Raw genomic sequence first — 12,492 nt, 5'->3', positions numbered from 1 at the left:
AGGTTTGTACCCGTTTTTTGAAATTCTTATGATGTGTTCTGGGTCTTTGTTACGTGAACGAATTGCCCGGTCGATGGTGCGCAGTGGTTAAAAAGTCGTCAATTCGCCAAAGAGGCTTAGTGTTCGATAATCGCACCAAAAACTAACCGGTTCGTACATTTTAATTGCTGCCTGTAGGCTGGGGGCGAATAATTTGCCACAAACAACAATTGCCGGGAGTCTTCCATGCAACGTTCTATTGCCACTGTGTCCTTGAGCGGCACCCTGCCGGAAAAACTCGAAGCCATTGCCGCCGCCGGGTTTGATGGGGTGGAGATCTTTGAGAACGACTTGTTGTATTACGACGGCAGCCCTCGGGAAGTCCGGCAGATGTGCGCCGACCTCGGCATCGCCATCACCCTGTTCCAGCCGTTTCGCGACTTCGAAGGCTGCCGCCGTGATCGCCTGGCACGCAACCTGGAGCGTGCCGAACGCAAATTCGATTTGATGCAGGAACTGGGCACCGATCTGGTATTGGTGTGCAGCAATGCCTCGGCCGACAGCGTGGGTGACGAACGCATTCTGCTCGATGACCTGAGCCTGCTGGCCGAACACGCGGGCAAGCGCGGCCTGCGCATCGGCTATGAAGCGTTGGCCTGGGGCAAGCATGTGAACACCTGGCAGCAGGTGTGGAACCTGGTGCGCCAGGTCGATCACCCAAGCCTCGGTGTGTTGCTCGACAGCTTCCACACCTTGTCGCTCAAGGGCGACCCGAGTGGCATCGCGCAGATCCCCGGCGACAAGATTTTCTTTGTGCAAATGGCCGACGCGCCGATCCTGGCCATGGATGTGCTGGAGTGGAGCCGGCATTTCCGCTGCTTCCCAGGCCAGGGCGAATTTGACCTGGCGGGCTTTCTCGCGCCGATCATCCAGAGTGGCTACACCGGGCCGTTGTCCCTGGAAATTTTCAATGACGGTTTTCGTGCTGCGCCGACCCGCGCGAATGCGGCGGATGGCTTGCGGTCACTGTTGTACCTGGAAGAAAAAACCCGCCAGCGCCTGGCTGAAGAAGCCCCCGCTGCGCCCGTGGATATCCTGTTTGAAACTCCGGCGGCCAGCGAATACGACGGTATCGAGTTTCTTGAATTTGCCGTGGACGAAAGCCTCGGCGCCAAACTGACCCACTGGTTGGAACGCCTGGGTTTCGCCAGGGCCGGCCAGCATCGCTCCAAGAATGTGAGCCTGTTGCGCCAGGGTGACATCAACCTGATCCTCAACTGCGAACCCTATTCCTTCGCCCACAACTTTTTCGAGGCCCACGGCCCGTCGCTGTGCGCCACGGCAATTCGGGTCAAGGACAGTGCCAAGGCCCTGGAGCGGGCGGTGGCCTACAAGGGCCAGCCTTATCGCGGCCTGGTCGGCCCCAACGAGCTGGAATTGGCCGCCGTGCGTGCACCGGATGGCAGCCTGATTTACCTGGTCGACCCCAGCGAAGGCGGGCTGTACGACACCGATTTCAACCTGCAAACGGCTGCACCCGCCAGTGGCGGCTTGCTGCGCATCGACCATATGGCCATGGCGCTGCCGGCCGACAGCCTCGACAGTTGGGTGCTGTTCTACAAAAGCCTGCTGGATTTCGAAGCCGATGACGAAGTGGTCCTGCCCGACCCCTACGGCCTGGTGAAAAGCCGCGCATTGCGCAGCCGTTGCAGTTCGATTCGCCTGCCGCTGAATATCTCCGAAAACCGCAACACGGCGATTTCCCACGCGCTCTCCAGCTATCGCGGTTCGGGCGTGCACCACATTGCCTTCGATTGCGCGGATATTTTCGCCGAGGTACGCCGGGCCAAAGAGGCCGGTGTGCCGTTGCTGGATATCCCGCTCAACTATTACGACGACCTGGCGGCACGCTTCGATTTCGACGATGAGTTCCTCAGTGAGTTGGCGTATTACAACGTGCTGTACGATCGCGACGCCCAGGGCGGTGAGTTGTTTCATGTGTACACCGAGGCGTTCGAGGGGCGGTTTTTCTTCGAGATCATCCAGCGCAAGAATGGCTATGCCGGCTACGGCGCTGCCAACGTGGCGGTGCGTCTGGCGGCGATGGCCAAGTCGCGCAGTGGGGCGGTACGCCAGGCTCGGCTATAACCGCAAGGCAGGTGCTTCCTTCGGGGAGCGCCGCGGCCCATAATCAGCGCCTGCACAACAATGGCCGTGAGCGCACCATGACCTCGAGTCCCGATCTCCCCGCGGTAGCTGACGCACCGCGCAAGAGTCGCAAGAACAATCCGGAAAAGACCCGGGAGAATATTCTCCAGGAAGCCATTGTCGAGTTTGTTCAACAGGGCCTGGCCGGCGCTCGCGTAGACGCCATCGCCGAGCGCATCCACACTTCCAAGCGCATGATCTATTACTACTTCGGCAGCAAGGAGCAGTTATACGTCGAGGTATTGGAGAAGCTCTACGGCGATATCCGCAACACCGAAACCCGCATGAACCTCACGGCCCTGGAGCCGCGTGAGGCGATTCGCCGGTTGGTGGAGTTCACCTTCGATCACCACGACCAGAACGTGGATTTCGTGCGCATCGTCAGCATCGAAAATATCCACAACGCCGAGTACGTCAAGCGCACCGAGACCATCAAGGCGATGAACAGCAAAATCCTGGAAGGGCTGGGGGAGACCTTGCGCCGCGGGGCTGAGCTGGGGCTGTTTCGCGAAGGGCTGGAGCCGCTGGATGTGCACTTGCTGATCAACTCGTTCAGTTTCTACCGGGTGTCCAACCGGCACACCTTCAGCGAGATTTTCCAGATCGAGCTGTCGGATGAGGCGATCAAGCAGCGCCATCGGGAAATGATTTGCGAGTCGGTGTTGCGCTACCTGCAAGCCTGAGAACTGATCGTTCCCACGCACTGCGTGGGAATGCCGACATGGACGCTCTGCGTCTGCTGTCAAAGTCGTGACGCGGAGCGTCACGTGAGGCGTTTCCACGCAGAGCGTGGGAACGATCATGATGGGGTTGCATCCCTAGATATTCATGCTCTGGAAGTGTGCCAGCATTCTGTCTGCATCCGCCACTTCGCCGCTGAACAACTCAAACGCCTTCACCGCCTGAAACACCGCCATATTGCCGCCATCCAGGGTACGGCAACCCAAGGCGCGCGCGTCGCGCAGCAGTTGGGTTTCCAGCGGGAAGTACACAATTTCCGCCACCCACAATTCAGCCCGCAACAACGCCGCAGGCACAGGCGTGCCGGGCAGCTTGGCCATGCCCATCGGCGTGGTGTTCACCAGGCCATCGGCCTCGGCCATGGCGCTTTCCAAGTGGCTGCCGACCTGAGCGCGACCGACGCCGAACTGCTGGGCAAGGCTATCCACAAGGTTCTGGGCGCGAGTGCGGTCGACATCGAAGATGCTCAAGTGCTTCACGCCTTCTGCCAACAGTGCATGGGCCACTGCCGCGCCCGCACCACCGGCGCCCATCTGCACCACGCGTTGGCGCGGTACGTTGTGCAAGTTGCGCCGAAAACCTTCGGCGAACCCCAGGCAGTCGGTGTTATGACCGATGCGTTTGCCGCCCTTGAACACTACGGTGTTGACCGCACCAATGCCCCTGGCTTCATCGGAGAGCTCATCGAGCAAAGGCAGGATCGCCTGCTTGCACGGGTAGGTAATGTTCAGCCCGGTGAAGTGCATCAGCTCGGCGGCCCGTAGTAATTCCGGCAGGGCGTTGAGGTCCAGGTGCAGCGGCTCCAGGTCGATCAGGCGATACAGGTAGCGCAAGCCCTGGGCGTCGCCTTCCTGCTCATGCAGTGCCGGGGTGCGTGAGGCCTGGATACCGGCGCCGATCAGGCCGGCGAGAATGCGTGGTTTCATCAGGTGCGTCCCTTCAGCGTCAGGCTGAAATGTTCCAGTGCCAGGTGGTAGCCATGGCTGCCAAACCCGGCCAGCACGGCCTGGGCGATCGGTGACACAAACGAGTGATGACGAAAGGCTTCACGGGCATGCACGTTGGATAAATGCACTTCGATCACCGGCACTTCACTGGCCACCAGGGCATCGCGGATCGCGACCGAAGTGTGAGTCCAGGCCGCCGGGTTGATCACAATACCCGCGCAGCGGTTGCGGGCGCCGTGGATCCAGTCGAGCAATTCGCCCTCGTGGTTGGTCTGGCGAAACTCGATCTTCAGCCCGAGCTTGTCGGCGCTGCGACCACACAGGGCGGCAATGTCGGCCAGGGTTTCATGGCCATAAGTGGCAGGCTCGCGGGTGCCGAGCAGGTTGAGATTGGGGCCGTTAAGCACCAGCACGATGGGCGGCATAGAGGCTTCTCCACAGTTCTTATTGGTTGTGGAGTCAAAATGTACTGGTTGGTTAATTTGGTCAATGGATGGCTGCGGATCTGTTCGGTGATCGAACGTTTAATCAATGCAATTGCTGGATCACTGGCTGATGTGCATTCGGTTGAAGTATTGCGGGAGGTTGCTGAACGAGGAGGACTTTCGAGCATTGGCCGGGTCGTTCCAGTCGTTGGCATCACTGGTTACAACCCGGCATTCGCCGGTTTTTTTGTGGTTACTAATCTGTGAATCAGCTTCGGGAATAGGAGCCGGTTGTCGGGTGTGCAGAGGGAAATTGTTACCTGACGGAAAATAACCTAACGGATGGGTTACGATGAGAGTAGGTGCTTACAAAGGCTATGTCATTTCGGTGTTTATCAGGGATGAGCATTGCCCGCCCCATGTGCATGTCAGGGGCAAGGGATGGGATGCGCGGTTTCGTTTCAGTTTCCTGGATGGGGAAGTTGAGTTGTGGGATGTAGAGCCTGAACGGAGGCGGCCACCCACAGCACTTCTGAAGGAGATACGCGGGGCGATCATGCAGCGGCACTACTTGGCGCGGGCACGCAGGATTTGGTGGGAAAAACTGCAGACGGTTTGCCTGGAGAATCATTCCTGGAATTGGGACGCTGGTGAGTTGGTTCCAGGATTGGTCATTCGACACGGCGTCTATGTCATCGCCGGCGCCAGGCACGATGTCATAGCGCAACGGACTATTTTGAATCTGGTAAGAGCGCCAGATTGCGTGGGGATTAATTTATGAAAATCATAAAAGCCAAAGTCACACCTTATGTACCTCTCACTGAAGCCGACGTTGACAAGGCAATCGCCCGAGGACGCAGGTTGAAACGCCTGTACGCCAACGCCAGTAACGTACGTTATGAAAACGATTGCCTCTCCATTGGCTTCAGCGATGGCAGCCGCGTTGTGTTGCCGGTGGCTGGCCTGCCGGAGTTCGAAGGGTTTTCAGAGAAGGATTTCCAGCAGTTGGAAGTGACTTTCGGAGGCAAGGCGATTAGCTGTGAAGCGCAGGACCTGGATGTTTCGATCACTGGGTTGATCGCTACAAGCCAGCCGCTGATGGACCTGGCAACCAGCCTGGTGGCATCGCGCAATGGTCGCAAAAGCAGCGCGGCCAAGACCGCAGCGGCCCGGGCCAATGGCAAGAAGGGGGGCCGGCCACGCAAGGAAGTACCGCAGCCCCCAGAGACAACAGACACTTGAATAAACAGTAGGAGCGAGCTTGCTCGCGAAAACCCCACAGGCACCGCGTTCATCCAGGAAGCACGCGTTATCGTTGACGTTTTTCGCGAGCAAGCTCGCTCCTACAACCCACAGGTTTATCGGCGGGTCAGCAACACGCCCGACTCCATATGGTGCGTCCACGGGAACTGGTCAAACATTGCACACTGGGTGATCCGGTGCGTGTCGTGCAGTTGCGCGATATTCGCCGCCAGCGTCTCCGGGTTGCAGGAGATGTACAGGATGTTGTCGAAGCGCCGGGTCAGCTCGCAGGTGTCCGGGTCCATGCCAGCGCGGGGCGGGTCGACGAAGACGCTACCGAACTCGTAGCTTTTCAGGTCGATGCCGTGCAGGCGGCGGAACGGGCGCACTTCGTTCAGGGCTTGGGTGAGTTCTTCGGCAGAGAGGCGCACCAGGTTGACGTTATCCACGCCATTTTCATCCAGGTTGCTCAGGGCCGCATTCACTGAGGTCTTGCTGATCTCGGTGGCCAGCACCTTGCGCACGCGGGTCGCCAGCGGCAGGGTGAAGTTGCCGTTGCCGCAGTACAGCTCCAACAAATCGTCCGGGCGATCGCCCAGCGCTTCGTAGGCCCAGTTGAGCATCTTCTGGTTCACCGTGCCGTTGGGCTGGGTGAACGCGCCTTCGGGTTGGCGATAGCTGAAGGTGCGCCCACCGATGTCGAGTTTCTCCACCACGTAGTCGTGGCCGATCACATCGCGCTTGCCCTTGGAGCGGCCGATGATGCTCACATTCAGCTCAGCGGCCAATTTGTTCGCGGCGGTGTGCCAATGTTCGTCCAGCGGGCGGTGATAGCACAGGGTGATCATCGCGTCGCCGGCCAGGGTGGTGAGGAACTCCACCTGGAACAGCTTGTGGCTCAGGGCAGCGCTGGCTTGCCAGGCGGCCTTGAGTTGCGGCATCAACTGGTTGATGCGCTGGCTGGCGATGGGGAAGTCTTCGATGAGGATCGGCGTGCGCTTGTCCTCCTGGGAGAACATCGCGTAGTGGCGCTCGCCGCCTTCGCGCCACAGGCGGAACTCCGCACGCAGGCGGAAGTGCTGCAGCGGCGAGTCGAAGACCTGCGGCTCAGGCGCGTCGAACGGTGCCAGCAGGTCACGCAGGCGCGTGACCTTGTCTTGCAGTTGAGCGGTGTAGCTTGCGGCGTCAAAAGTCATGCGTTGAACCAGCCCAGCTTGATCACGAACAGGATCGACAGGATCACCAGTGCCGGGTTCAGCTCACGGTAGCGGCCCGAAAGCAGCTTGATGGCGGTCCAGGCGATGAAACCGAAGGCGATGCCGTTGGCGATGGAGTAAGTGAAGGGCATCGCCAGGGCGGTGATCACCACCGGCGCTGCCACCGTAATGTCGTCCCAGTCGATTTCGGCCAGGCCTTGGCTCATCAGCACCGCCACAAACAGCAAGGCTGGCGCGGTGGCATAGGCCGGCACGCTGGCGGCCAATGGCGAGAAGAACAGCGCCAGCAAAAACAGGATCGCTACCACGATGGCGGTCAAGCCGGTACGGCCACCGGCGCTCACGCCTGCAGCCGATTCGATGTAGCTGGTGGTGGTCGAGGTGCCCAGCAGGGAACCGGCCATGGCAGCGGTACTGTCGGCGATCAGTGCACGGCCCATTTTCGGCATATGGCCGTCCTTGCCCATCAGGCCGGCGCGCTTGGCGACGCCGATCAGGGTGCCGGAGTTGTCGAACAGGTCAACGAACAGGAAGGCGAAGATCACGCTGACCAGGCCGATGTCCAGCGCGCCCTTGATATCCAGCTGCAGGAAGGTCGGCGCCAGGGACGGCGGTACCGAGGTCACACCGATGAACGGCGTGAAGCCCAGGACGATGGAGGCGACGGTCACCGCCAGGATGCCGATCAGCACCGCGCCGCGTACGGCCAGGGCTTCCAGCGCGACGATCAGCACGAAACCCAAGGTGGCCAGGATCGGCGCCGGTTGTTTCAGGTCGCCCAGGCCAACCATGGTGGCCGGGTTGCTCACCACGATACCGGCGTTATGCAGGGCGATCAGCGCCAGGAACAGGCCGATGCCGGCGGCAATCGCCGAGCGCAGCGGCAGCGGGATGGCGTTGATGATCCATTCACGAATGCGGAAGATCGACAGCAGGAAAAACAGCACCGCCGAAATGAATACCGCGCCCAGCGCCACCTGCCAGGTGTGGCCCATGTGCAGGACCACGGTGTAGGTGAAGAAGGCGTTGAGACCCATGCCCGGTGCCAGGGCAATCGGGTAGTTGGCGATCAGGCCCATCACGGTCGAACCGATGGCGGCCGCCAGGCAGGTGGCGACAAACACCGCGCCCTTGTCCATGCCGGTCTCGCCGAGGATGCTCGGGTTCACGAACAGGATGTAGGCCATGGCCAGGAAGGTGGTGATCCCCGCGAGAATCTCGGTGCGCACATTGGTGTTGTGGGCTTTGAGTTGAAACAGCTTTTCCAGCATGCCGGCTCCCTGTGACGCTAGTGTGCGTCGTGATTTGTTGACCTCTAAGTCAAAGCACAAACTGCGCCAAACGCTTGTGGTTTCAGAGAGGATCGGAAAAAGCGGCGCATCATACCAGCAGCCGAGGCTGTGTGGCGCATGGGCTTGAGGCATACTGCGCCGACGTTCAACAGCCGGTCACCGACAGCATGAAAAAAGCCAACCCGTGGAGTCTAGCTCTGATCGCCAGTATCAGCCTGTGGCTGGGCGCGGCACCGGCATGGGGCGCGGCTGCACCGGCCTTGAGCGAGGTGCGGGTGTTCAAGGTGGAATCGGCCAACTGCAGCGAAGCGATCCCGGAGCGGGTCAACACCACCCAGATGTGCGAGCACCGCGGGCCCACCCAGGTCTCGGTGATGGAAGTGGGCCTGGGCAACAGCCCCATGGGCCGCTTCAACGGCGCGGAGTTGAATGGGCAACGCACAGCGGTGTGCCAGGTCGGCAACATCAGTGAGGCGTGCAACGGCGTGGGCACCCTGATGGGCTACATCTATGTGTTCGACCTGAACGTCCAGGCCCAGGGCTGGTTCGAATTCACCAATACCTCGATCAACCCGCCGCAAAACACCCTGAAAGCCCAGCTCAATATCCGCTGATCAATCATCTTGAACGCTCAAAACCCCGGGAAGTCGTACCCCTAAGACGGCGATTTTTCTGAGCGCCGCGGACGTACACCAACCCGTGAGGTGTTTATGAGCGCGACCCCCAATGGCGCGGCGGCCCAGCCGTTCGTCGCCCACCCGATACGCCTGACACTCAACGGCCAGGATCGCCAACTGAACGTGTTGCCCTGGACCACCTTGCTGGACTTGCTGCGTGAACAGTTGGACCTGGTGGGCAGCAAAAAAGGCTGCGACCACGGCCAGTGCGGCGCCTGCACCGTGTTGCGTGACGGCAAACGCGTGAATGCCTGCCTTACCCTGGCCGTGATGTGCGACGGCGCCGAATTGACCACCATCGAAGGCCTGGCCGACGGCGACCAACTGCATCCCATGCAACAGGCCTTTATCCAGCACGACGCTTTCCAGTGCGGCTATTGCACCCCCGGCCAGATCTGTTCTGCCGTGGGCCTGGCCAATGAAGGCCGCGCCCACGACCGTGCGCAGATCCAGGAATTGATGAGCGGCAACCTGTGCCGCTGCGGCGCCTACAACAACATCCGCGATGCCATCGAAGACGCGCTGCCGGCCTGCCGGCGCCAGGGAGGTGAGTCATGAATCCCTTCCACTACAGCAGGCCGACCGATGTGCAGCAGGCCGTTCAGATGAGCAGCGCCGCCTCGCGCTTTATCGCCGGTGGTACCAACCTGCTGGACCTGATGAAGGAAAACATCAGCCATCCCGAGCACCTGATCGACATCACCGGCTTGCCGCTGCATGACATTCAAGAGACCGCCGAGGGTGGCCTGCGTATCGGTGCGCTGGTGAGCAACGCCGACCTGGCCTGGCACCCACTCATTGAGCAGCGTTACCCGTTGCTGTCCCAGGCCATCCTCGCCGGGGCGTCCCCGCAGTTACGCAACATGGCCAGTACCGGCGGCAACCTGTTGCAGCGCACCCGTTGCTATTACTTCTACGACGCCGCGGTACCGTGCAACAAGCGCCAGCCCGGCAGCGGCTGCCCGGCGCGCAACGGTTTGAACCGTATCCATGCGATCCTCGGCGCCAGTGAACAGTGCGTGGCCACCCATCCATCGGACATGTGCGTGGCCCTGGCGGCGCTTGCGGCGCGGGTGCATGTAGAGGGACGTGGCGGTGCGCGGGTGATCGAGTTCGCCGACTTCCATCGATTGCCAGGCGATGCGCCGCAACGTGACAACCAATTGGCCGACGATGAGCTGATCACGGCCATTGAGCTGCCCGCCGATCACCTGGCCCGCCACAGCCATTACCTGAAAATCCGTGACCGTGCCTCCTATGCCTTTGCCTTGGTTTCGGTGGCCGCCGCCTTGGAACTGGACGGCGATGAAATCATCGACGCCCGCCTGGCCTTGGGCGGTGTGGCGCATAAACCCTGGCGTGACCGCGCAGTGGAAGCCTTGCTGATTGGCCGCACGGTCAGCCGCGAAACCTTCAGCGCCGCCGCCGACGCCCTGCTGCAAGACGCCGAACCGTTGGAACACAACGGCTTCAAGGTCAAGCTGGCGCGGCGAGCAATCATTCGTGCCCTGAGCGACGCCGCCGTCGCAGGAGAACAGCCATGAGCGCCATCGGCAAACCCCTGGACCGCGTCGACGGTCTGCTCAAGGTCACCGGCCAAGCGCGCTATGCCGGTGAATTTCCCGAGGACGGCCTGCTGCATGGCAGCGTGGTGTCGAGCACTATCGCCAAAGGCCGGGTGGTGCGCATCGATGCGTCCAAGGCGTTGGCCTTGCCCGGTGTAGTGGACGTGATCCATCACCTCAACCGGCCGAAAATCGCCAGCTATGACGAGGCGTTCGCCGATGCCGATGCGGCCGATGGCTCGCCTTTTCGCCCGTTGTATAACGACCGCGTGCTCTACAGCGGCCAGCCCCTGGCCCTGGTGATTGCCGATAACCTCGAACTGGCGCGGCATGCCGGCTCGCTGGTGCAGATCGACTACGTGCCCGAAACCTTCGAAACCGACCTGCTCACCCAGCAAGCGACGGCGCACCCGTCGCCCCAGACCCCACCTAAACCGCGAGGCAACTTCGAGGCTGAATGGGCCGGTGCCGCAATCAGTCTGGACCTGCACTACAGCACGCCCATCGAGCATCACAACCCGATGGAACCCCACGCCAGCACCGTGCTGTATCAGTCCGACGGCACTCTGCATATCCACGACAAGACCCAGGGCCCGCAGAACTGCCAGGCCTATGTGCAAAAAGTCTTCGGCCTGGACAAGCGCCAGGTGCGCATCTTCGCTGCTTTCGTCGGCGGTGCCTTCGGTTCGGGCCTGCGCCCGCAATACCAGTTGCCGCTCGCGGTGATGGCGGCCATGGCGCTCAAGCGTTCAGTGCGGGTCACCCTGACGCGCCAGCAGATGTTCACCTTCGGCTATCGTCCGCGCACCTTGCAGCGTTTGCAGATGGGCGCCGCCGCCAATGGGCGCTTGCTGGCGTTGGGGCATACCGCGATTGGCCAGACGTCGCGCTTTGAGGATTTCAGCGAGCACGTGGTGGAGTGGAGCGGCATGCTCTACCACTGCGACAACGTGCAACTGACGTACAAGTTGGCGCCGTTGGATGTGTTTACCCCGCTGGACATGCGTGCCCCCGGCGCCGCACTAGGCGTGCTCGGCCTGGAGTGCGCCATGGACGAACTGGCGTGTGCCCTGGCCATCGACCCGGTGCAATTGCGCCTGATCAACTACGCCGAACGTAACCAGAACGAAGACAAACCCTGGTCGAGCAAGGCCCTGCGCGAGTGCTACAGCGAGGGCGCTGAACGCTTCGGCTGGCACCAGCGCAACCCGGAACCGCGCAGCATGCGTGACGGCCGCCAACTGATCGGCTGGGGCATGGCCGGCGGCGTGTGGGAGGCCATGCAGATGAAAGCCAGCGCCAAGGCGCGCCTCGACGCGCAGGGCAAGCTCACCGTCAGCAGCGCCACCACCGACATTGGCACTGGCACCTACACGGTGATGACCCAGATCGCCTCCCAGGCCAGCGGCGTGGCGATGGCCGACGTGCGTTTTGTGCTGGGCGATTCGTCGTTGCCCACCGCGCCGTTGCAGGGCGGCTCGTTTACCGTGTCCTCGGTGGGTACGGCGGTGCAGCAAGCCTGTGAAGCGCTGAATGCCAAGTTGCTCCAGGTCGCCCGGCAGACCTACCCGGTGTTCAAGGACGCCGAAGCCGTGCGGTTTGAAGAGGGCCAACTGCATGCCGGTGATGTGAGTGTTTCGTTGGCGCAACTGGTCAAGGACAGCGGTGAGGAGGTGCTGCAAGCACAGGTTGACAGCGAGCCGGACAAGAAGCGCCAGGGCTATGCCTGCGCGACCCATTCGGCGGTGTTTGTCGAGGTGCGGGTTGATGAAGACCTGGGCACCATCAAGGTCAGCCGTGTGGTCAGCGCCATTGCCGCGGGGCGCGTGGTCAACCCCAAGATGGCCCGCAGCCAGATCCTTGGCGGCGTGGTGTGGGGCATTGGCATGGCCCTGCATGAAGAGACCCAGGTCGACCATGAGCTGGGGCGTTACATGAACCACAGCCTGGCCGAGTACCACATCCCGGTGAACGCCGATATTGGCGAGATTGACGTGCTGTTTGTCGAAGAGCACGACGAGATCGTCAATGCGCTCGGGTCCAAGGGCGTGGGGGAAATCGGCATTGTCGGGGTAGCGGCGGCGGTGGCGAATGCGGTTTACCATGCCACCGGCAAGCGGGTTCGGGAGTTTCCGATTACCTTGGATAAGGTGCTATAGCCCAAACCGTCAGACCAATGAAGTTCCAGTGTGGGAGCTG

Annotated in this window: 13 protein-coding genes; 9 read left to right on the top strand and 4 right to left on the bottom strand. The window is 61.3% G+C overall.

The window, feature by feature from the left end; translation table 11 throughout:
- Positions 1-225: 225 nt before the first annotated feature.
- On the top strand, positions 226-2,127 hold the full coding sequence (quiC, locus tag HBO10_RS20715) for a 3-dehydroshikimate dehydratase QuiC (protein WP_034126936.1): 1,902 nt from the start codon (positions 226-228) through the stop codon (positions 2,125-2,127).
- Between the two features lie 77 nt (positions 2,128-2,204).
- On the top strand, positions 2,205-2,870 hold the full coding sequence (locus HBO10_RS20710) for a TetR/AcrR family transcriptional regulator (RefSeq protein ID WP_014720036.1): 666 nt from the start codon (positions 2,205-2,207) through the stop codon (positions 2,868-2,870).
- Positions 2,871-3,005: 135 nt separating this feature from the next.
- Here the strand turns inward: HBO10_RS20710 and HBO10_RS20705 are convergent, their stop codons facing one another.
- Both HBO10_RS20705 and aroQ read right to left on the bottom strand, forming a co-directional pair.
- Complete coding sequence (locus HBO10_RS20705) at positions 3,006-3,857, bottom strand: shikimate dehydrogenase (RefSeq protein WP_161793229.1); 852 nt, start codon at positions 3,855-3,857, stop codon at positions 3,006-3,008.
- Entirely contained in the window at positions 3,854-4,300 is a 447-nt protein-coding gene (gene aroQ, locus HBO10_RS20700) for a type II 3-dehydroquinate dehydratase (protein ID WP_019818037.1), read from the bottom strand. Before aroQ ends, HBO10_RS20705 begins: the two co-directional genes overlap by 4 nt.
- Before the next feature lie 39 nt (positions 4,301-4,339).
- Here aroQ and HBO10_RS20695 point away from each other — a divergent pair, with 39 nt between their 5' ends.
- The 3 genes from HBO10_RS20695 to HBO10_RS20685 all read left to right on the top strand — a co-directional run bounded on the left by HBO10_RS20695 (position 4,340) and on the right by HBO10_RS20685 (position 5,542).
- On the top strand, positions 4,340-4,567 hold the full coding sequence (locus HBO10_RS20695) for a hypothetical protein (protein ID WP_125919839.1): 228 nt from the start codon (positions 4,340-4,342) through the stop codon (positions 4,565-4,567).
- Positions 4,568-4,652: 85 nt separating this feature from the next.
- Entirely contained in the window at positions 4,653-5,081 is a 429-nt protein-coding gene (locus HBO10_RS20690) for a DUF4160 domain-containing protein (RefSeq protein WP_034126938.1), read from the top strand.
- Positions 5,078-5,542, top strand: coding sequence for a DUF2442 domain-containing protein (locus HBO10_RS20685; protein WP_034126939.1), 465 nt, complete (start codon positions 5,078-5,080; stop codon positions 5,540-5,542). Before HBO10_RS20690 ends, HBO10_RS20685 begins: the two co-directional genes overlap by 4 nt.
- Positions 5,543-5,658: 116 nt before the next feature.
- On the opposite strand, the gene trmA is transcribed toward HBO10_RS20685, so the two are convergent.
- Together trmA and HBO10_RS20675 are read right to left on the bottom strand one after the other, a co-directional pair.
- A complete protein-coding gene (gene trmA / locus HBO10_RS20680) occupies positions 5,659-6,738 on the bottom strand; it encodes a tRNA (uridine(54)-C5)-methyltransferase TrmA (RefSeq protein WP_034126940.1) in 1,080 nt (359 codons plus the stop codon).
- A complete protein-coding gene (locus HBO10_RS20675; protein ID WP_003194342.1) occupies positions 6,735-8,030 on the bottom strand; it encodes an NCS2 family permease in 1,296 nt (431 codons plus the stop codon). The genes trmA and HBO10_RS20675 overlap by 4 nt, the downstream gene beginning before the upstream one ends.
- Positions 8,031-8,218: 188 nt before the next feature.
- On the opposite strand from HBO10_RS20675, the gene HBO10_RS20670 reads away from it, so the two are divergent.
- From HBO10_RS20670 to HBO10_RS20655, 4 genes are all read left to right on the top strand, one after another.
- Entirely contained in the window at positions 8,219-8,665 is a 447-nt protein-coding gene (locus HBO10_RS20670) for a DUF4879 domain-containing protein (protein WP_034127050.1), read from the top strand.
- A 96-nt stretch (positions 8,666-8,761) separates the two neighbouring features.
- On the top strand, positions 8,762-9,286 hold the full coding sequence (locus HBO10_RS20665) for a (2Fe-2S)-binding protein (RefSeq protein ID WP_034126942.1): 525 nt from the start codon (positions 8,762-8,764) through the stop codon (positions 9,284-9,286).
- Entirely contained in the window at positions 9,283-10,272 is a 990-nt protein-coding gene (locus tag HBO10_RS20660) for a xanthine dehydrogenase family protein subunit M (RefSeq protein ID WP_020301733.1), read from the top strand. The genes HBO10_RS20665 and HBO10_RS20660 overlap by 4 nt, the downstream gene beginning before the upstream one ends.
- A complete protein-coding gene (locus HBO10_RS20655; RefSeq protein WP_034126943.1) occupies positions 10,269-12,452 on the top strand; it encodes a xanthine dehydrogenase family protein molybdopterin-binding subunit in 2,184 nt (727 codons plus the stop codon). Before HBO10_RS20660 ends, HBO10_RS20655 begins: the two co-directional genes overlap by 4 nt.
- The last annotated feature ends 40 nt before the right edge of the window (positions 12,453-12,492 follow it).

The organism is Pseudomonas sp. WS 5503 (genome assembly GCF_012985385.1).
Taxonomy (GTDB): Bacteria; Pseudomonadota; Gammaproteobacteria; order Pseudomonadales; family Pseudomonadaceae; genus Aquipseudomonas; species Aquipseudomonas paracarnis.
Note: the sequence above shows the minus strand (reverse complement) of the source record. Positions and strands in the feature narration are given on the sequence as shown.

What these genes read in the sequence shown, in the direction of transcription:
- aroQ (WP_019818037.1), bottom strand. Translation starts at nt 4,300, where the DNA reads ATGCCGCCCATCGTGCTGGTGCTTAACGGCCCCAATCTCAACCTGCTC.
- HBO10_RS20710 (WP_014720036.1), top strand. Translation starts at nt 2,205, where the DNA reads ATGACCTCGAGTCCCGATCTCCCCGCGGTAGCTGACGCACCGCGCAAG.
- HBO10_RS20690 (WP_034126938.1), top strand. Translation starts at nt 4,653, where the DNA reads ATGAGAGTAGGTGCTTACAAAGGCTATGTCATTTCGGTGTTTATCAGG.
- HBO10_RS20685 (WP_034126939.1), top strand. Translation starts at nt 5,078, where the DNA reads ATGAAAATCATAAAAGCCAAAGTCACACCTTATGTACCTCTCACTGAA.
- HBO10_RS20675 (WP_003194342.1), bottom strand. Translation starts at nt 8,030, where the DNA reads ATGCTGGAAAAGCTGTTTCAACTCAAAGCCCACAACACCAATGTGCGC.
- HBO10_RS20660 (WP_020301733.1), top strand. Translation starts at nt 9,283, where the DNA reads ATGAATCCCTTCCACTACAGCAGGCCGACCGATGTGCAGCAGGCCGTT.
- HBO10_RS20670 (WP_034127050.1), top strand. Translation starts at nt 8,219, where the DNA reads ATGAAAAAAGCCAACCCGTGGAGTCTAGCTCTGATCGCCAGTATCAGC.
- quiC (WP_034126936.1), top strand. Translation starts at nt 226, where the DNA reads ATGCAACGTTCTATTGCCACTGTGTCCTTGAGCGGCACCCTGCCGGAA.
- trmA (WP_034126940.1), bottom strand. Translation starts at nt 6,738, where the DNA reads ATGACTTTTGACGCCGCAAGCTACACCGCTCAACTGCAAGACAAGGTC.
- HBO10_RS20695 (WP_125919839.1), top strand. Translation starts at nt 4,340, where the DNA reads ATGTACTGGTTGGTTAATTTGGTCAATGGATGGCTGCGGATCTGTTCG.
- HBO10_RS20665 (WP_034126942.1), top strand. Translation starts at nt 8,762, where the DNA reads ATGAGCGCGACCCCCAATGGCGCGGCGGCCCAGCCGTTCGTCGCCCAC.
- HBO10_RS20655 (WP_034126943.1), top strand. Translation starts at nt 10,269, where the DNA reads ATGAGCGCCATCGGCAAACCCCTGGACCGCGTCGACGGTCTGCTCAAG.